The sequence below is a fragment of the Rhizobium sp. BK619 genome (assembly GCF_014195245.1).
GTDB classification, from domain to species: Bacteria; Pseudomonadota; Alphaproteobacteria; order Rhizobiales; family Rhizobiaceae; genus Rhizobium; species Rhizobium acidisoli.
Map to the genome: position 1 here is coordinate 20,334 of NZ_JACIBH010000003.1, position 17,693 is coordinate 38,026.

The 17,693-nt window shown below is 61.7% G+C and carries 15 protein-coding genes; 9 read left to right on the top strand and 6 right to left on the bottom strand.

Going from position 1 to position 17,693, the window contains the following annotated elements:
- Positions 1-3: 3 nt before the first annotated feature.
- Positions 4-972 carry a glycosyl hydrolase gene (locus FHX14_RS05800; RefSeq protein ID WP_184376552.1) on the top strand — a complete coding sequence of 323 codons (969 nt, stop codon included), beginning with the start codon at positions 4-6 and terminating at the stop codon, positions 970-972.
- A 188-nt stretch (positions 973-1,160) separates the two neighbouring features.
- Here the strand turns inward: FHX14_RS05800 and FHX14_RS05805 are convergent, their stop codons facing one another.
- Positions 1,161-2,447 carry an ABC transporter substrate-binding protein gene (locus FHX14_RS05805; RefSeq protein ID WP_184376553.1) on the bottom strand — a complete coding sequence of 429 codons (1,287 nt, stop codon included), beginning with the start codon at positions 2,445-2,447 and terminating at the stop codon, positions 1,161-1,163.
- Positions 2,448-2,591: 144 nt separating this feature from the next.
- Here FHX14_RS05805 and FHX14_RS05810 point away from each other — a divergent pair, with 144 nt between their 5' ends.
- From FHX14_RS05810 to FHX14_RS05820, 3 genes are read left to right on the top strand one after another with little or no spacing between them, the layout of a single operon-like run.
- Positions 2,592-3,623: a LacI family DNA-binding transcriptional regulator gene (locus FHX14_RS05810; protein ID WP_184376554.1), complete on the top strand. Its 1,032-nt coding sequence runs from the start codon at positions 2,592-2,594 to the stop codon at positions 3,621-3,623.
- 5 nt (positions 3,624-3,628) lie between these two features.
- On the top strand, positions 3,629-5,485 hold the full coding sequence (locus tag FHX14_RS05815; RefSeq protein ID WP_184376555.1) for a DUF2264 domain-containing protein: 1,857 nt from the start codon (positions 3,629-3,631) through the stop codon (positions 5,483-5,485).
- Positions 5,482-6,492: a hydroxyacid dehydrogenase gene (locus FHX14_RS05820; RefSeq protein ID WP_184376556.1), complete on the top strand. Its 1,011-nt coding sequence runs from the start codon at positions 5,482-5,484 to the stop codon at positions 6,490-6,492. The genes FHX14_RS05815 and FHX14_RS05820 overlap by 4 nt, the downstream gene beginning before the upstream one ends.
- 30 nt (positions 6,493-6,522) lie before the next feature.
- On the opposite strand, the gene FHX14_RS05825 is transcribed toward FHX14_RS05820, so the two are convergent.
- From FHX14_RS05825 to FHX14_RS05845, 5 genes are all read right to left on the bottom strand, one after another.
- Positions 6,523-7,800 carry a Gfo/Idh/MocA family oxidoreductase gene (locus FHX14_RS05825; protein ID WP_179613395.1) on the bottom strand — a complete coding sequence of 426 codons (1,278 nt, stop codon included), beginning with the start codon at positions 7,798-7,800 and terminating at the stop codon, positions 6,523-6,525.
- 41 nt (positions 7,801-7,841) lie between these two features.
- Complete coding sequence (locus tag FHX14_RS05830) at positions 7,842-8,672, bottom strand: sugar phosphate isomerase/epimerase family protein (protein WP_179613394.1); 831 nt, start codon at positions 8,670-8,672, stop codon at positions 7,842-7,844.
- A 30-nt stretch (positions 8,673-8,702) separates the two neighbouring features.
- A complete protein-coding gene (locus FHX14_RS05835; protein ID WP_184376557.1) occupies positions 8,703-9,866 on the bottom strand; it encodes a dihydrodipicolinate synthase family protein in 1,164 nt (387 codons plus the stop codon).
- 3 nt (positions 9,867-9,869) lie between these two features.
- Complete coding sequence (locus FHX14_RS05840) at positions 9,870-11,018, bottom strand: Gfo/Idh/MocA family oxidoreductase (protein ID WP_054182232.1); 1,149 nt, start codon at positions 11,016-11,018, stop codon at positions 9,870-9,872.
- A gap of 399 nt (positions 11,019-11,417) precedes the next feature.
- The gene (locus tag FHX14_RS05845) at positions 11,418-12,095 is read right to left on the bottom strand and encodes a TetR/AcrR family transcriptional regulator (RefSeq protein ID WP_003589432.1); all 678 of its coding nucleotides are present in this window, start codon (positions 12,093-12,095) and stop codon (positions 11,418-11,420) included.
- A gap of 205 nt (positions 12,096-12,300) precedes the next feature.
- Between FHX14_RS05845 and FHX14_RS05850 the strand changes: the two genes are divergently transcribed.
- Genes FHX14_RS05850 through ugpC form a run of 5 tightly spaced genes read left to right on the top strand, consistent with a single transcriptional unit; the run spans position 12,301 to position 17,639 of the window.
- Positions 12,301-13,587 carry an ABC transporter substrate-binding protein gene (locus FHX14_RS05850; protein ID WP_003589431.1) on the top strand — a complete coding sequence of 429 codons (1,287 nt, stop codon included), beginning with the start codon at positions 12,301-12,303 and terminating at the stop codon, positions 13,585-13,587.
- Between the two features lie 6 nt (positions 13,588-13,593).
- Positions 13,594-14,553: a sugar ABC transporter permease gene (locus FHX14_RS05855; protein ID WP_184376558.1), complete on the top strand. Its 960-nt coding sequence runs from the start codon at positions 13,594-13,596 to the stop codon at positions 14,551-14,553.
- Between the two features lies 1 nt (position 14,554).
- Complete coding sequence (locus FHX14_RS05860; protein WP_012559452.1) at positions 14,555-15,433, top strand: carbohydrate ABC transporter permease; 879 nt, start codon at positions 14,555-14,557, stop codon at positions 15,431-15,433.
- Entirely contained in the window at positions 15,433-16,530 is a 1,098-nt protein-coding gene (locus FHX14_RS05865) for a Gfo/Idh/MocA family oxidoreductase (protein WP_003589428.1), read from the top strand. The genes FHX14_RS05860 and FHX14_RS05865 overlap by 1 nt, the downstream gene beginning before the upstream one ends.
- A gap of 32 nt (positions 16,531-16,562) precedes the next feature.
- Positions 16,563-17,639, top strand: a complete 1,077-nt coding sequence (gene ugpC / locus FHX14_RS05870; RefSeq protein ID WP_012559454.1) for a sn-glycerol-3-phosphate ABC transporter ATP-binding protein UgpC — start codon at positions 16,563-16,565, stop codon at positions 17,637-17,639.
- Positions 17,640-17,693: the final 54 nt, after the last annotated feature.

Here is a 17,693-nt window from a genome sequence, read left to right on the forward strand (position 1 = left end):
GCCATGAAGAAGCTGATGAAAAAGAACCTCTCCACCGCAGCGATCGCGCTGCTCCTGCTGTGTGCCGCGGATATGCCCGGCCGAAGCGAGATGCAATATGCGGGCATAGCCCCGAACCCGGCAGCAAGCGTCAAGACGATCATCGATAAACGCCCCGTTCTTCATGCCGACGGCATCAGGTTCGGCGCCTACGATCCGCATGGCGATTTCGGCGCACAATCGAATGTCTCAACCGAAGCGCTGTTCCTGCCCTGGGAAGACGTCGATCTGGAGACGTTGCGCGTCGCCGATGCCTACGCGCAGGCCAGAGGCCGTAATCTGCTGATCACCGTGGAGCCGTGGTCCTGGGACGTCGACTGGCGGCTGACATCCAACGAGCTTCGCCAAAAGGTTCTGCGCGGCGACTACGATGTCAATATGCGGGCGATCGCGCAGATGATATCCCAGCTGAAAAGTCCGGTGATCGTCCGCTGGGGCCAGGAGATGGAGGACAAGTCTGGGCGGTTTTCGTGGTCCGGGTGGAACCCGCGGGACTATATCGCCGCCTATAAGCGGATGATGGATATCGTCCGGCAGGAGGCGCCTGGCACGCAGATCATGTGGTCGCCGAAGGGCGAGCCGGGCTTGCAGGACTACTATCCCGGTGACGATTATGTCGATCTCGTCGGGCTCTCGGTCTTCGGCCTGGAACACTACGACGAGCTTGCCTACGACAAGCTTCGGACGTTCTCCGAAGCGCTGAAGCAGGGTTATGATCTCGTCGCCGGCTACGGCAAGCCGATCTGGGTGGCGGAGCTCGGCTATCAAGGCGGCGACGCCTATGTCAGGCCCTGGATCGAAACCGCGACGCTGAAACAGAGCGCCTTTCCGAACTTGCAGGAAGTCGTCTATTTCAACGATCGGGATGTGCACGCCTGGCCGTTCGATCTCGGCCGGCCGGATTGGCGCGTGGTCGATAGCGTCAGCAACTGATCCCACAAAACAAGGAGAGGTCCGCCGGGGTTCGCGGGCCTCTCCTCGCAGGTTAAAGCATGGCGCGCGACATGATCACGACGCGCTTTAGCTCTTTGTTTTTACGCATGTCGTTTGCGGCAAAAGCGCTCGCGCTTTGCCTGGGAAAACCGCTGCACACTTTTGCGCGACATGCTTCAGGCGATCGATCATCCTTTGAGCGTCGCCTTACCCTCTTCGACGAGCCGGGTCGCCGCATCGGACGGCGAAATCCGTTCGAAAGCGAGTTCGTCGCAGATCGGGCGCAGCACGCGCTGGTCGAACTGGGTTGCGCCCATCGGCACCGGCGGCGGATATTCGCCGACCTGATCTTTCAGAAGATTGACGTATTTGACCGTTTCCTGCTCCGTCGGGTTGAGTTGCGGCAGAATGGCTTCACGCACGGTCGGCGACATCGGCACGCCGCGCTCGACGCCGAGGATCTTGCCGGCCTCGATATCGTTGACGAAGAAGTCGATGAATTTCGCGGCCGCTTCGCCGTTCTTGGTCGTAGCGCCGAGACTCCAGATCAGCGCAGGACGGTAATAGTGGCCCGACGGCCCGCCCTTCTTTTCCCGCGGCAGCATGGTGATGCCGAGCTTGTTCTTGATGATCAGCTGATAGCCGACCATCTGGTTGGAATAGGCCATGCCGATCACCGATTTGCCGACACCGAGGCTGTTGGTGTCGATGGTGTTCTGATCGAGCGTCTGGACGTCGGCGGCAACGGTGCCGCCCGCCTTGCGCAGCTTTTCCCAGTAGTCGAACCATTCCGTGGCATCGTCGGCCGTGAAGCCGAGCCCGACGGTTTCCTTGGCAAAAAGGCTCTTGCCGCGCTGGCGAAGCCAGGCGTCGAACACATAAGCGTAGCGGGCCGCATAGGGGCCTCCGCTCTTGCCGGAAGACTTTGTGAGTTCGACGGCGAGCTTGGCATACTCATCCCAGGTAAGGTCGGGTGTCGGCAGCGGGATGCCGGCCTTTTCGAATTCGACCGTGTCGAAAAACATCGAGAAGGAGTTGAGGCCGAGGCCGACACCATAGAGTTTGCCGTCGATGGTGGTCAGCTTCAGCATGTCGGCGCCGAAGGACTGGACCTTCAGCGTCGAGGGGACGAACTCATCGAGCGGCAGGCAGGCGCCACGCTTGGAATAATCGGAGATCGTTCCCGGCTCGAGCTGGAAGATGTCGGCGATCGAGCGGCCGGCCATCTGCGTTGCGAGCTTGGTCCAGTAGCCGTCGCCGGACAGCGATTCACCGACGATCGTGACGCCGGGTGTCTTCGATTGATAGAGCTTGGCGACATCGAGCGTGCGCTTGGCGCGGTCGTTCGAACCCCACCACATGGCGCGCAGCGAGGTGTCCTCGGCAAAAGCCGGAATGGCGCTTCCCGCGCCAAAAGCGAGGCCGGCGGCTGCTCCGGCTGATCCCATCAGAAATGAACGGCGGTTGACCTGCATGATATCCTCCTTGCCCCTATATGCCCGCTGCCATCCTCCAATGGCGTTCGCGAGCAATTCGTCACAAAGAGTACGCAAAAAAATAATTATTGCAAGAAATAATGATTATCTTGCAAATTTGCATAACTTGCATAGACTTTGGCTATGAACGAACAGAAAATCAGACGGCCGCGCCAGGCCGATATCGCCACATTGGCAGGCGTCTCCGTCTCGACGGTGTCGCGGGTGCTCGCCAACGAGCCCGGCATCAGCGAAACCGTGCGCCGCCAGATCTTGAAAGTGGCTGCCGAGCACGGCTATCCCGTCAAGTCTGCAACTGAAGCTGTTGCTGGCGGGCTGGCGCTGATCGCCAGCGATGGTGTCACCGGCGGCCTCAGCGTCTTTTACGAAGCGATCGTCGACGGCTTGCGCGCCGGCGCTGCCGCAGCGGGCATGCCCTTCGAAATCCGCATGGTCCGCGAGGATCGCACAACGCCGGATGCCGTGCGCGACTATATGCGGGCAGCGAGCGCCGAAGGCCTCTTTCTGGTCGGCATCGATCCGAACGAAATGCTGCGCGCCTGGCTGCGGGACACCATGACGCCGGCAGTGCTCGTCAATGGGACCGATCCGATGATGCAGTTGGATGGCGTTTCGCCGGCTAATTTCTTCGGCGCCTATCAGGCGACCAGTCGGCTGATGAAAGCCGGCCACCGCCGCATCCTGCATCTGAGCGGGTCTCACCGCCATACGATCCGGGAGCGCATCCGCGGTTTCGAGGCGGCGATCGCCGCCGTTCCCGGCACCGAGGGCCGTTTCGTCGACCTCGCGCTGCAGGGCAGCGCCAGCGGCGAGGCCCATGAATGCACGGCTGCGATCCTTGCTGAAAATGCCGGTTTCACCGCCGCCTTCTGCATGAATGATTTCATCGCCGTCGGCGTGCTGGAGGCCGTCACCGAAGCCGGTCTGCGCGTGCCGGAGGATTTCGCCATCGTCGGCTTCGATGATCTGCCCTGCGCGCTGATGACAAATCCGCAGCTTTCCACCATGCGCGTCGACCGTGCCGCCCTTGGGCGTGAGGCCATCTCGCTGATGCTGTCCCGTTTCCGCAACAGGACGGCGCCGGCGCGCCACATTTGCCAGGCTGTCATTCCCGTTCCGGGAGGGACCGTTCCGAACGCTGAAACCCGTGAGTGATGCCGATGACCTATGATCCCGCCAGCGCCAACCCGCTCGCAGGCAATCCGCTCGAAACCCGCGCCGATATGAGCCGGGCCCTGCTTGAACTCTTCGATCCGCTGCTTGCCTGCTTCTCAAAAGGCAATGCCCGCGTCAGGCTGAGCGGTGCGGCCGCCCATTTCGACCGGGCGGCGGCCGATCTCGAAGGCTTTGCCCGCCCGCTCTGGGGATTGGCGCCGCTTGGCGCCGGCAAGGGCGACTTCGCCCATTGGCATCGGTTCGCCGAAGGCCTCGCAAACGGCACCGATCCCGCCCATCCGGAATATTGGGGAACGGTCAATGGCCGCGATCAGCGGATGGTCGAGCTTGCCGCTCTCGGTTTTGCCCTGGCGCTGGTGCCGGAAAAGATCTGGGAACCGCTCGATGCGTGCGCCCGCAGCAATGTCGTCGCCTATCTCAAACATGCCAGGCAGTTCGATTATGCCGACAACAACTGGAAATTCTTCCGGATTTTCGTCGATATCGCCCTCGATCGCCTCGGCGCCGATTTCGACCGCAGCCTGACCCGGCAATATCTGGAGGAACTCGAAGGCTTCTATATCGGCGACGGCTGGTATCGTGACGGAAACGTCCGGCGCATCGACCACTACATTCCCTTCGCGATGCATTTCTATGGGCTGATCTATTCGAAGCTCGTCGACGACGATTATGCCAAGCGCTATCGCGAGCGCGCGATCCTCTTCGCCCGGGATTTTCGCCACTGGTTCGCCGCCGACGGCGCCACGATCCCCTTCGGCCGCAGCCTGACCTATCGTTTCGCCTGCGCCGGCTTCTGGTCGGCGCTCGCCTTTGCCGATGTCGAGGCTTTGCCCTGGGGCGAGATCAAGCATCTCTGCCTGCAGCATCTGCGCTGGTGGAGGGACAAGCCGATCGCCGATCGTGACGGCGTGTTGTCGATCGGTTTCGGCTATCCGAACCTGCTGATGTCGGAAAGTTACAATTCCGCTGGCTCGCCCTACTGGGCGCTCAAGGCCTTCCTGCCGCTGGCGATCCCCGAGGACCATCCGTTCTGGACCGCTGAGGAAAAGGTGCCGGAGCCGGCACCTGACATCGTCCCCCAGCGTCATCCCGGCATGGTGATCATGCAGCCGGGCGGCGATGTCGTGGCGCTGTCCTCCGGGCAGGAAAACCTGCAGATGCGGTTCGGTACGGAAAAATACGCGAAATTCGCTTATTCCTCCCGCTACGGCTTCAGTGTCGAATCCGACGAGCGCGGCTTTGCGCTCGCCGCCTTCGATTCGATGCTGGCCTTCAGCGATGACGGGCTGCACTACCGGGTGCGCGAAACCAATGAGGAAGCCAAGCTCGCGGGCGATGTGCTGTATGCAAAATGGTCGCCTTTTGAAGATGTCGGCGTCGAAACCTGGCTCGTCCCGGCAGCCCCCTGGCATATCCGCCTCCACCGGATCAGCTCAGGCCGGCCGCTGCGCATCGCCGAAGGCGGCTTTGCGATCGGCCGCCGGGATTTCGAACTCGACAGGCTGTCGGCTTCGGATGGGGCTGCCTATGCGATCGGCGAAGCCGATTTCAGCGGCATTCTCGATCTCGGTTCTTCGGTCAGGCGCACCGGGCTGACCCAGAAGGCGCAGCCGAACACCAATGTGATCGTTGCGAAAACACTGGTGCCACAACTGCGCGGCCAGATCCCGGCCGGCGAAACCATCCTGGTGACGGCGGTACTGGCGCTCGACGATCCCGCTGCCGTCTCCTCGGCCTGGACGAAGCCGCCGAAGGCGCCCGACATCGCAGCGCTGGAGGCCCTGGTGCGGGAAAAGGGCGTGACCGTCAGCGCCATCGAAGCCCCGGGACAGATGCCATGAGCCGACCGGCCATTGTCCTTGCCATGCAGCCCTCGCGCACCGAGCATGTCCTGCCGGATGAGATCCTGCGCCGGCTGAATGGCATCGGCCGTCTGCTGGATGCCGAGCCGCTTCAGCATTTCGACGATGCGCGGGCGAGGCGTCTGCTGGCCGAAGCCGAAATCCTGATGACCGGCTGGGGCGCGCCCTATGTCGGGCCTGACATCCTCACAGCCGCGCCGCGGCTTCGCCTCATCGTCCATGCGGCGGGCACGGTGAAGGGCATCATCGACGACGCCATCTTCGAAGCCGGCATAGCGGTCAGCCACGCGGCCGAGGCCAATGCCGTGCCGGTCGCCGAATTCACGCTGGCGGCGATCCTCTTCGCCGGCAAACGCGCCTTCCGTTTCCGCGATCTCTACGTCGCCGACCGCAACCGCGATCGAACCTATCCGATGCAGCGCGAAGCCATCGGCAATTACGGCCGCACCCTCGGCATCGTCGGCGCCTCGCGCATCGGCCGGCGGGTGATCGAGCTGTTGAAACCCTTTGGCTACAGGCTGCTGCTGTTCGACCCGATGCTTGATGCCGCCGAGGCGGCCGGCCTCGGCGCCGAGAAGGTCGAGCTCGACGAATTGATGCGCCGCGCCGATATCGTTTCTCTGCATGCGCCGTCGCTGCCGTCGACCCGGCATATGATCGACGCGCGAGGGCTGTCGCTGATGAAGGACGGGGCGACGCTGATCAATACGGCGCGCGGCATTCTCATCGATGAGGCGGCGCTGCTTTCGGAGCTGAAGACCGGCCGCATCGATGCGGTCATCGATGTCACCGATCCGGAAATCCCGGAGCCGGATTCTATATTTTACGATCTGCCGAACGTCTTTCTGACGCCGCATATTGCCGGCGCCATCGGGCTGGAACGGGCGCGCCTCGGCGAGATGGCGGTGGACGAGGTCGAGCGCTTCATCACCGGCCGGCCGCTGCTCTACCAGATCCACCAGGCCAATCTAGAAAACATCGCCTGAGACGCGTCGAGCGACCCAGGCGACGAGATATCAGCGTGATGTCCGCAGCGAATTCGACGACCCGTCATCGGCAAGTTCGGGCATCAGATCGGCAATATTGACCACCTTGCCGGTGCGCGAACTCGTCAGCGCGGCAATGCCGCAGAGCACGGACATGGCGCCGGCCCGCGTGCCGGCGCGCTGGGCGAGCCGGTCTTCCATATCGGGCTTGAAGATCATGTTGCGCATCCGGTCGTCGCCGCCGTAATGGCCGCCGGTGAAATGCGGAACGACGATACGCTCGACCGCCTCCTTGCCGTTCGGGAAATTGCGGATGAGCAGGATCGTGTCCTGCTTCGGCTCTTCCCACGGCTGGGCCTCATACTGGCGAATTTCGATGCGTCCCTTGGTGCCGTTGAATGCCAGGTGATGGCCTTCGATCGGCTGGAAGGTGTTTAGCGAATAGGAGACATGGACATTGTTGCGGTAACGCAGGCTGACCACCATCGTATCGGGAATATCGATATCCTCGCGGAAGACGCAGCCGTCGCGGAAATAGCCGTCGATCTTCGAGGGATCTTCATAGAGCTGATCGAGAAAGGAATCCTTTTCGATATCGAGATAGTAGTCGCATTCATGCGCGTGCGGACAGAGCTTGCAGCGCGGTCCGCGGAACGGGCCCTTGCGGCCGTAGTTTTGCAGGTCGGCGAAGGCGGTGACGGCGTCGGGATCGCTGTCGAGATACCAGTTCAACAGATCGAAATGATGCGTCGCCTTGTGGACGAACAGGCTGCCGGAATTTTCCGTATAGGCATGCCAGCGTCGGAAGTAGTCGGCGCCATGCTTGGTGTTCAGATACCAGTGAAAATCGACGGAGGTCACCCGACCGATCTCGCCGCTGTTCAGCAGCTCCTTGATCTTTGCGGCCGTCGGCGCGTAGCGATAGTTGAAGGAGACGTCGACGCGGCGACCGGTGCGTTTTTCGGCATCGAGAATCCGGCGAATTTTCTCGACCGAGGTGGTCATCGGCTTTTCGGTAATGACGTCGATACCGGCCTCCAGCGCCCGCACGACGATATCGTCATGCGTATGGTCGGGCGTGCAGACGATGACCAAATCCGGTTTCTGCTCGGCGAGCATGGAATCGATGTTTTCATAGAGCGGCGCGTTGCTGCCGATCATGTTGCGGGCGCGCTCGCCGCGCAGCGAATTCGTCTCGACGATGGCTGTGAGGTCGACATGTTCGCGCCAGCCGGCCAGCAGATCCTTGCCCCACATGGTGGTGCCGCGGTTTCCCGTGCCGATCAGGGCAAAACGGCGTTTCTCCATCGAATGATCCTCCTGCATGCGTGATGAAACGAATATTGAAATCAGATCTGGCAGCAGCTTCTGAAGCGCTCGACGCAGGTGGCGATCACCTCGTCGGCGGGGCGTTTCCACCAGGTCTCGGCCGAAAAGATTTCCACCTCCTGCGCGCCGAAGAACCCGGCGGCCTCGACCATCCGTCTTATGCCCTTGAGGTCGATGACGCCATCGCCCATCATGCCGCGGTCGAGCAGCATGTCCTTGGTCGGCACCAGCCAGTCGCAGATGTGATGGGCGAAAATGCGTTTCATCCGGCCGGCGCGGGCGATCTGGTTGGCAAGATCGGGATCCCACCAGACATGGTAGACGTCGATCGCAACGCCGACATCCTCGCCGAGCGGTTCGCACATGTCGAGTGCTTGGCCGAGCGTGTTTACGCAGGACCGGTCGGCGGCATACATCGGATGCAGCGGCTCGATGGCAAGCTTCACGCCGGCAGCCTGGGCATGCGGCAGCACCGCGGCAATGCCGTCGAACACCATCTGGCGGGCTGCGACGATATCCCTTGAAGCGCCCGGCAAGCCGCCGACGACGAGCACCAAGCAATCGGCCGAAAACGCCGCCGCCTCGTCGATGGCGCGCCTGTTGTCGTCGAGGTTCTTCTGCCAGTCGCCCTCGTTTGCCGCCGGAAAGAAGCCGCCGCGGCAAAGCCCGGTCAGCTTGATGCCGTTCGATTTGACGATCCGCACCGCTTCGTCGAGTCCGGCCTTGGCGACCTGGTCGCGCCAGGGCGCGATCGAGGTGATGCCGTGCTTCAGGCAGATGTCGACGGCTTCGGCAAAACCGCATTGCTCGCGGATCGTCGCCAGGTTGATCGAAAGTCCTTCGACCTGCATGTCATTCTCCTCCCATCGCCATGCCGGCGCTCAATGAACGCCGTGGACGGCAAGCACTTGGCGCATGCGCGCTGTTGCCAGTTCCGGATCGGCCAGAACCCGCGCCTTGTCGGCCAAGCGGAAGAGCTCTGCCAGATGCGTCAGCGAGCGGGTGCTCTGCTGGCCGCCGACCATGGTGAAATGGTCCTGCAGGCCGTTGAGATAGGCGAGGAAGACGACGCCGGTCTTGTAGAAGCGGGTCGGCGCCTTGAAGATGTGGCGTGACAGCGGCACGGTCGGCTCGAGCAGGTCGAAAAACTCGTGGTTGCTCTTGCGGCCGAGCGCGTCGAGCGCAGCCGACGCTGCCGGCGCGATCGCATCAAAAATCCCGAGCAGCGCATCGGAATGGCCATCTTCATCGCCGGCGATCAGTTCGGCATAGTTGAAGTCGTCGCCGGTATACATGCGCACGACCTTCGGCAGCTGTCGGCGCATCGCCACTTCCTTTTCCTTGGAAAGCAGCGAGATCTTGATGCCGTCGACCTTGGCGGCATTGGCTTCGATCACTTCGAGGCAGGTTTCCATCGCCTTCAGATGGTCGCCATTGCCCCAGTAGCCCTCAAGCGCCGGGTCGAACATTTCGCCGAGCCAATGGATGATGACGGGTTCCTTGACCTGGCGGAGGATGCGGTCATAGACCCTGACATAATCGTCCGGTCCCTTGGCGGCGACGGCAAGCGCCCGGCTCGCCATCAGGATGATGCGGCCGCCGGCCGCCTCCACCGTTTCGATCTGCTCTTCATAGGCTCTGAGAATGGTGTCGATGGTCACGTCGGGTCCCGGCGTCAGATGGTCGGTGCCGGCGCCGCAGGCGATCAGCGCATCCTTGCGGCCGGCCGCTTCGCCAAGCGCCCGGCGGATGAGGTCGCGGGCTTCAGGCCAACCGAGACCCATGCCGCGCTGCGCCGTATCCATCGCTTCGGCGACACCGAGGCCGAGATCCCAGAGCCGATGACGGAAGGCGAGCGTCCGCTCCCAGTCGATCGCCGGCGTCAGCCAGGGATCGTTGTCGGCGAGCGGATCGGCGACGACATGGGCGGCGGCAAAGGCGATGCGCGGAAAGGCCTTCGCGTCGCGTTTCTTCAGTTCGATCGGCGTGCCGGTCAGCGTGTAGGGGACGATCTTGCCGTCCAGCGGGAGATTGATCGTCGTCACGGCTTAGAACTCCAGTGCGGGAACGTCGAGCCAGCGGCGTTCGGCCCAGGATTTCAGGCCGAGTTCGGCCAGCTGCACACCCTTGGCGCCGGCTTCCAGCCCATAGGGCCACGGCGCGTCTTCGACGACATGGCGGATGAACATTTCCCACTGCACCTTGAAACCGTTGTCGAAAGCCTGGGTGTCCGGAACCTCGTCCCAGGTCTTGTAGAAGTCGATCGTCTGCGGCTGGTCGGGGTTCCACACCGGCTTCGGCGTGTTGACGCGGTGCTGGCTCCAGCATTTCGTCAGGCCGGCGACGGCCGAACCATGCGTGCCGTCGACCTGGAAGGTAACGAGATCGTCGCGGCGCACGCGCACCGCCCAGGACGAATTGATCTGGGCGATGGCGCCGCCGTCGAGCTCGAAGGTCGCATAGGCGGCATCATCGGTGTCGCAGTCATAGGGCTTGCCCTGCTCATCGATGCGGCGCGGAATATGCGTGGCGCCGAGGCAGGAGACGGCCTTCACCTCGCCGAACAGATTGTCGAGCACGTAGCGCCAGTGGCAGAGCATGTCGAGAATGATGCCGCCGCCGTCGCCCTTGCGGTAATTCCAGGAGGGACGCTGGGCCGGCACACCCCAATCGCCTTCGAAAACCCAATAGCCGAATTCACCGCGCACCGAGAGGATCTTGCCGAAAAAGCCGGAATCCCTGAGCAGCGCCAGTTTGCGCAGGCCGGGCAGGAAGAGCTTGTCCTGCACGACGCCGTGTTTGAGCCCGGAGCCGCGCGCCTTGCGGGCAAGATCGATCGCCACCTGCAGGTCGTCGGAAATCGGCTTTTCGCAATAGACATGCTTGCCGGCATCGAGCGCCCGGGACAGAAGTTCGGCGCGCATCAGCGTGGTGCCGGCGTCGAAGAAGATGGTGTCGTCGGGATTGGCGAGAGCGGCATCGAGATCGGTCGACCAGCGCTTGATGTTATGCCTCTTCGCCAGCTCTTCCATCTTGGCGCCGTTGCGGCCGACGATGATCGGGTCGATTTCGAGTTTCTCACCCGATTTCAGCGTGATGCCACCCTGATCGCGGAACGCGAGGATCGAACGCACCAGGTGCTGATTGTACCCCATGCGGCCGGTAACGCCGTGCAAGATGATCCCCAAGCGTGCCATGTTTTCCTCCCTGGAATCGTTTGCGGCGGGAGCGGGCATCAAGCCCGGCCCTCCCAAGCCGGTAACTAAACAGTTACTTGATGGCAGAAGAGCGGCGAGGCTGTCAATAGTCAAATCCTGATTTCGGAATCAGAGCCTTTCCGGGTTAGATTGAAGCATTCTGCCGGAGCAGGTTTTCGTCAGGGCAAAGGCGATTGGCGAAGGACATACCTCTTGGTACGTCCGAGCCGATCGCCTTTGATCCTGGCTAGAGATGCCCGGCCCTTCGGGTTGGCTGAAACGGGCCGGCTGATCGACCGGCCGGCTTGGCCGTAGAGGTTGGCTACGACGCGCGCCGGCCGGTCGACCATCCGACTCCGTTTGAGCCAACAGAATGCTGCAATCTAACCCGGAAAGGCTCTAATGCTTGATCGAGGCGAGCGTCACGTGGACGATATGTCTTTCCCAGGCATTGAGATGGTTCGGCTCGATCAGGTCGCGGCCAAAGATCGTTGAAAGCGTGTACTGGTTGGACAGGTAGAAATAGCCGAGCGAGGCGATCGTCAGATAGACGTGCAGCGGATCGGCGGTCTCGACGAAGACGCCTTGCTTCTTTCCCCGCTCAAGGACGTCGGAAAGCTCACCGATCAGATGCGAATGCAGTTCCTTGAGCCGGACGGACTGGCGCAGCCAGCGGGCCCGATGCAGATTTTCCGTGCCGAGCAGGCTGAGGAATTCCGGGTGCTGGAGAAAATAACGCCAGGTGAAGAGCGCCAGTTCGCCGATACCCTCCTCCGGGCTGCGGTCGCCGATATGCAGCGCGCGCTCGGCGGTGCGGATGCCGACATAGGCTTCTTCGAGCACTCTCAGATAGAGCTGCTCCTTGTCGCCGAAATAGTGGTAGAGCATGCGCTTGTTGGTGCCGGCGCGCTCGGCAATGGCGTCGACGCGGGCCCCGCCCATGCCGTTTTCGGCAAATTCCCGGGTGGCCGCTTCCAGGATCGCGGCGCGTGTCCGCTCCGGATCGCGTTGCGCCGTGCGTTCCTGAGATGGGCGCCGGGATTTTTTCTTCTCCCCGTTTTCGCCGTTGTCGTTCATCGTTTCCCCTCCGTCTCGCATGTTGCGCTCATAAGCCTTCGGTGCGAAATTGTAAAAACCGAATTTAGAAGGGCGGCGAGCAAGAACCGACACCCCGCTTGACAGGCTTGCCGCTTTGCTCGTAGCTTGTAACCAATTAGTTATTTATGCAAGAGTAACGACATCGGAAGCGTGTGGAGGCGCTTCCCCTTTGGAGGAGGAAAAAATGAGCCTACGTGTAAGCAGACGTAATTTCATGGCGGGAGGCGCAACGCTTCTTTCGCTCTCGGCGCTCGGAACCAGCGCTTTTGCACAGGAAAAGCGCTTGCGCCTCCTGTGGTGGGGCTCGCAGCCGCGCGCCGACCGCACCAACAAGGTGTCCCAGCTCTATCAGACGAAGAATGCCGGTACGTCGATCACCGGCGAATTCCTCGGTTGGGGCGATTACTGGCCGCGCCTTGCGACCCAGGTCGCCGGCCGCAACGCGCCCGACGTCATCCAGATGGATTATCGCTATATCGTTCAGTATGCACGGCGCGGCGCACTCGCACCGCTTGAATCCTATATGCCGGCCAAGCTCAACCTTGACGATTTCGACAAGGCGCAGATCGAAGGCGGCAGCGTCGACGGCCATCTCTATGGCGTCAGCCTGGGTGCAAACTCGGCCGCGACGGTGCTGAACACCACCGCCTTCAAGGAAGCCGGGGTCGATCTGCCGACACAGGCGACCACCTGGGAAGAATTCGGCCGCATGGGTGCGGAGATCACCAAGGCCGGCAAACGCAAGGGCATGTTCGGCCTCGCCGACGGCAGTGGCGGTGAACCGCTGTTCGAAAACTGGCTGCGCCAGCGCGGCAAGGGCCTTTATACCGCCGACGGCAAGATCGCCTTCGACGTCGACGACGCATCGGAATGGTACGACATGTGGGCGAAGTTCCGTGAGGCCGGCGCCTGCGTTCCCGCCGATATCCAGGCTCTCGACAAGAACGATATCGAAACCAACACGGTGTCGCTCGGCAAAGCGGCCGCCGGTTTTGCACATTCAAACCAGTTCGTCGCCTATCAGGCCATGAACAAGGACAAGCTGGCGCTCACCAACTACATGCGCATCAAGGCGGATTCGAAGGGCGGCCACTACCGCAAGCCTTCGATGTTCTTCTCGGTCTCGGCCCAGTCAAAGGCGATCGACTTGGCAGTGGATTACATCAACTTCTTCGTCAAGAACCCCGAAGCAGTGCTGCTCCTGGATGTCGAACGCGGCATTCCGGAATCGGCTGCCATGCGCGAGGTTGTTGCGGCTAAGCTCGACGAGAACGGCAAGGTTGCGTTGGCCTATGTCAGCGGTCTCGGCGATCTTGCCGGCAAATTGCCGCCGCCGCCGCCGGCCGGGGCCGGTGAAGGCGAGCTGATGCTGCGCAACATCGCCGAACAGGTCGGCTTCGGCCAGCTATCTCCTTCCGATGGCGGCAAACAGCTTGTCACCGAAATCACGCAGATTCTCGCACGAGGCTGATCCCGTATGAGCAATGCGATGCGCACGCCCGCAGGGGCTATATCAGTGGAACGATATCAGGGGGCCGTGGCCGAGGGACGCTTCCGGCGTGTCTGGAACGCCAATGCTCCCGGCTATCTCTTCCTCCTGCCATGGCTTATCGGCTTTTTCGGGCTGACGCTGGGGCCGGCCCTGATTTCGCTCTACCTCTCCTTCACCGACTTCGACATGCTGCAGTCGCCGCGGTGGGTGGGTATTTCGAATTACGTGCGCATCGCCACGGCGGATCCGAAATTTTCGGCCGCCATGCACGTCACCCTGACTTATGTTGTCTTCTCGGTGCCGTTCAAACTGACCTTCGCCTTGCTGGTTGCCATGGCGCTGAATCGTGGCCTGCGCGGGCTGACCTTCTATCGCGCCATCTTCTACCTCCCTTCGTTGCTGGGTGGCAGCGTGGCGATCGCAGTGCTCTGGCGCCAGCTTTTCGCCAGCGATGGTCTCGTCAATGCCGCGCTCTCGCAGTTCGGCATAGAAGGTCCCAGCTGGATCTCGCATCCGAACTATTCGATCTACACGCTGGTGGCGCTGTCGGTCTGGCAGTTCGGCTCGCCGATGATCATCTTTCTCGCCGGTCTGCGCCAGATCCCGCAGGATATGTATGAAGCGGCAAGCCTCGACGGGGCCTCGAAATTCCGCCAGTTCTACAAGATCACCCTGCCGCTGCTGACCCCGGTCATCTTCTTCAACGCCGTGGTCCAGACAATCGACGCCTTCAAGGCATTCACCCCGGCCTTCATCATATCAGGCGGTACCGGCGGCCCGATCAACTCGACGCTGTTCTACACGCTCTACCTCTATCAGGAAGCCTTCGGCAATTTCCGCATGGGTTATGCCTCGGCGCTCGCCTGGATCCTGGTAGTGATCATCGCGATCTTCACGGCCTTTTCCTTCCTGACCTCGCGCTATTGGGTGCACTACGATGACTGAGATGACCGCTTCCGTCACTGCGGCCAGGCCGCCATCGGACATCACCAAACGCAGCCTGCCGGCCTCGCTTGTCATCCACGCGCTGTTGATCGCCGCATCGATTCTGATGGTCTATCCGCTTTTGTGGATGGTTTCGGCATCGGTCAGGCCGGAAACCGAGATTTTCTCGTCGACCTCGCTTATCCCGTCGTCGATCGATTTTTCCTCCTATGCGCGCGGCTGGGTCGGTCTCGATGTCAGCTTCGGCCGGTTCTTCTGGAATTCGCTCGTCATTTCGCTGCTGGTGGTGACGGGCAATGTCATCGCCTGCTCGCTGACGGCCTTCGCCTTTGCGCGACTGCGTTTCGCCGGCCGCAATTTCTGGTTCGCGATCATGCTCGGCACGCTGATGATCCCCTATCACGTGACGCTGATCCCGCAATATGTGCTCTTCCTCAACCTCGGCTGGGTCAACACCATCCTACCGCTCGTCGTGCCGAAGTTCCTGGCAAGCGATGCCTTCTTCATCTTCCTGATGGTGCAGTTCTTCCGCGGCATCCCGCGCGAGCTTGACGAGGCGGCGATGATGGACGGCTGCAGCGCCTGGCGCATCTACTGGAAGATCATGCTGCCGCTGTCGCTGCCGGTCTTGGCAACGGCCGCCATCTTCTCCTTCATTTGGACCTGGGACGATTTCTTCGGGCCGCTGATCTACCTGAACGACATGAACACTTATACGATCCAGCTCGGCCTGCGCACCTTCGTGGATTCCACCAGCGCATCGGATTGGGGCGGCTTGTTCGCCATGTCGACGCTGACGCTCGTGCCGGTGTTCTTCTTCTTCCTGTTCTTCCAGCGCCTGCTGATCGAAGGCATCGCCACGACGGGTATGAAGCGTTGATGGCGGTCACGGGAAACAGTGACATGAGCATCAGAACGGTCGCGATCGTCGGTTGCGGTATTGGCCGCTCCCACATTGTCGAGGGTTATCTGCCGCATGCCGACAAGTTCAAGGTCGTGGCGATCTGCGACCTGAATGAGCAGCGCATGGCGTCAGTCGGCGACGAGTTCGGCATCGAACGGCGCACCACCTCCTTTGCGGAGCTGCTCGCCGACGAAACGATCGACATCATCGATATCTGCACTCCGCCCGGCATCCATCTGGAACAGGTGGTGGCTGCCCTTGCCGCCGGCAAACATGTCGTTTGCGAAAAGCCGCTGACCGGCTCGCTTGCCGCCGTCGATACGATCATGGCGGCGGAGAAAGCCGCCAAAGGCGTGCTGATGCCGATCTTCCAGTATCGCTACGGCGACGGCATCCAGAAGGCCAAGCGGATCATCGATGCCGGCATTGCCGGCAAGGCCTACACGGCTTCGGTCGAAACCTTCTGGCTGCGCAAGCCGGAATATTACGCCGTGCCCTGGCGCGGCAAATGGGCGACGGAACTCGGCGGCGTGCTCGTCACCCATGCGCTGCATCTGCACGACATGATGATGCATCTGATGGGGCCGGCGGCGAGGGTCTTCGGCCGTGTCGCCACCCGCGTCAACGATATCGAGGTCGAAGATTGCGCCTCCGCCAGCCTGCTGATGGAAAGCGGCGCCTTCGTCTCGCTGTCCTGCACGCTGGGTTCGCAGGAACAGTTGAGCCGGCTGAGGCTGCACTTCGAGAATGTCACCTTCGAAAGCAGCCATGAGCCGTATACGCCAGGCAAGGACCCCTGGAAGATCATCGCCGCCAATGACGACGTGCAGGCAAAGATCGACAGGGTGATCAGCGACTGGCAGCCGGTCGCGCCGCGTTTCACCACCCAGATGGGCCAGTTTCACGACTACCTCAGCGGCCATGGGCCGCTGCCGGTGACGACGGTGGATGCACGCCGCGCGCTGGAACTCGTCACCGCCATCTACCAGTCTTCCGACAGCGGCGCCGAAGTGCCGCTGCCGGTCGGTCCGGACAGTCCGAAATACGCCGATTGGCGTGCAAGAACGAAGTAACCGATAAATAAAACGAGAGGGGTTTTGAGAAGATGGCAACCAGTGTCGTTCTTCAGAAGGTCGAGAAGCGCTACGGCTCGCTGGATGTGATCCATGGCATCGACCTGACGATCGATCCCGGCGAATTCGTCGTTTTCGTCGGTCCCTCCGGCTGCGGAAAATCGACCCTTCTGCGGATGATCGCCGGCCTCGAGGAAATCACCGGCGGCGGGCTGCTGCTCGACAATGAGCGCATGAACGAGGTGGCGCCCGCCAAGCGCGGCATCGCCATGGTTTTCCAGTCCTATGCCCTCTATCCCCATATGTCGGTTTACAAAAACCTCGCTTTCGGCCTGGAGACGGCGGGTTACAAAAAGGCCGATATCCAGCCGAAGGTCAAACGCGCCGCCGAGATTCTGCAGATCGAAAAGCTCCTGGAGCGCAAGCCGAAGGCGCTCTCCGGCGGCCAGCGCCAGCGTGTGGCGATCGGCCGGGCCATCGTCCGCGAGCCGCGCATCTTCCTGTTCGACGAACCGCTGTCGAATCTCGATGCGGAACTGCGTGTGCAGATGCGCGTCGAGATTTCTCGTCTGCACCGGCAGCTCGGCAACACGATGATCTATGTCACCCATGACCAGGTCGAAGCCATGACGATGGCTGACAAGATCGTCGTATTGAATTCCGGCCGTATCGAACAGGTCGGCGCGCCGCTCGATCTTTACAACAATCCGGCCAACCGCTTCGTTGCCGGCTTTATCGGCAGCCCGAAGATGAATTTTCTGAAGGCCCGCATCGAGCAGGTCGGAGAGACCGAAACCAGCATCCATGTCTGCGGCAATTCCGTCCGCCTGCCACGTCGGCTGAAAGGCGAAGCCGGCCAGGATGTCACCTTCGGCATTCGCCCCGAGCATCTTTCCCTCACGGAGGGTGCCATTACGCTGTCGACCGTCAACGTGGATCTGGTCGAAAATCTCGGCGGGGCCACCATGCTCTACACCACGACGCCGGATGGCCAGCTCCTGACCGTCGCCCTCGACGGCCAGCAGAAGGTCGAGCGCGGCGCCAATGTGAAGACCTTCTTCGACCCGGTTCGCTGTCATGTCTTCGATGGCTCGGGCAAGACCATCTAATCCGGCTGCAGCGCTGTAACCGCTGCTTGACAGCCGATCCTCCTCTGCCTCATC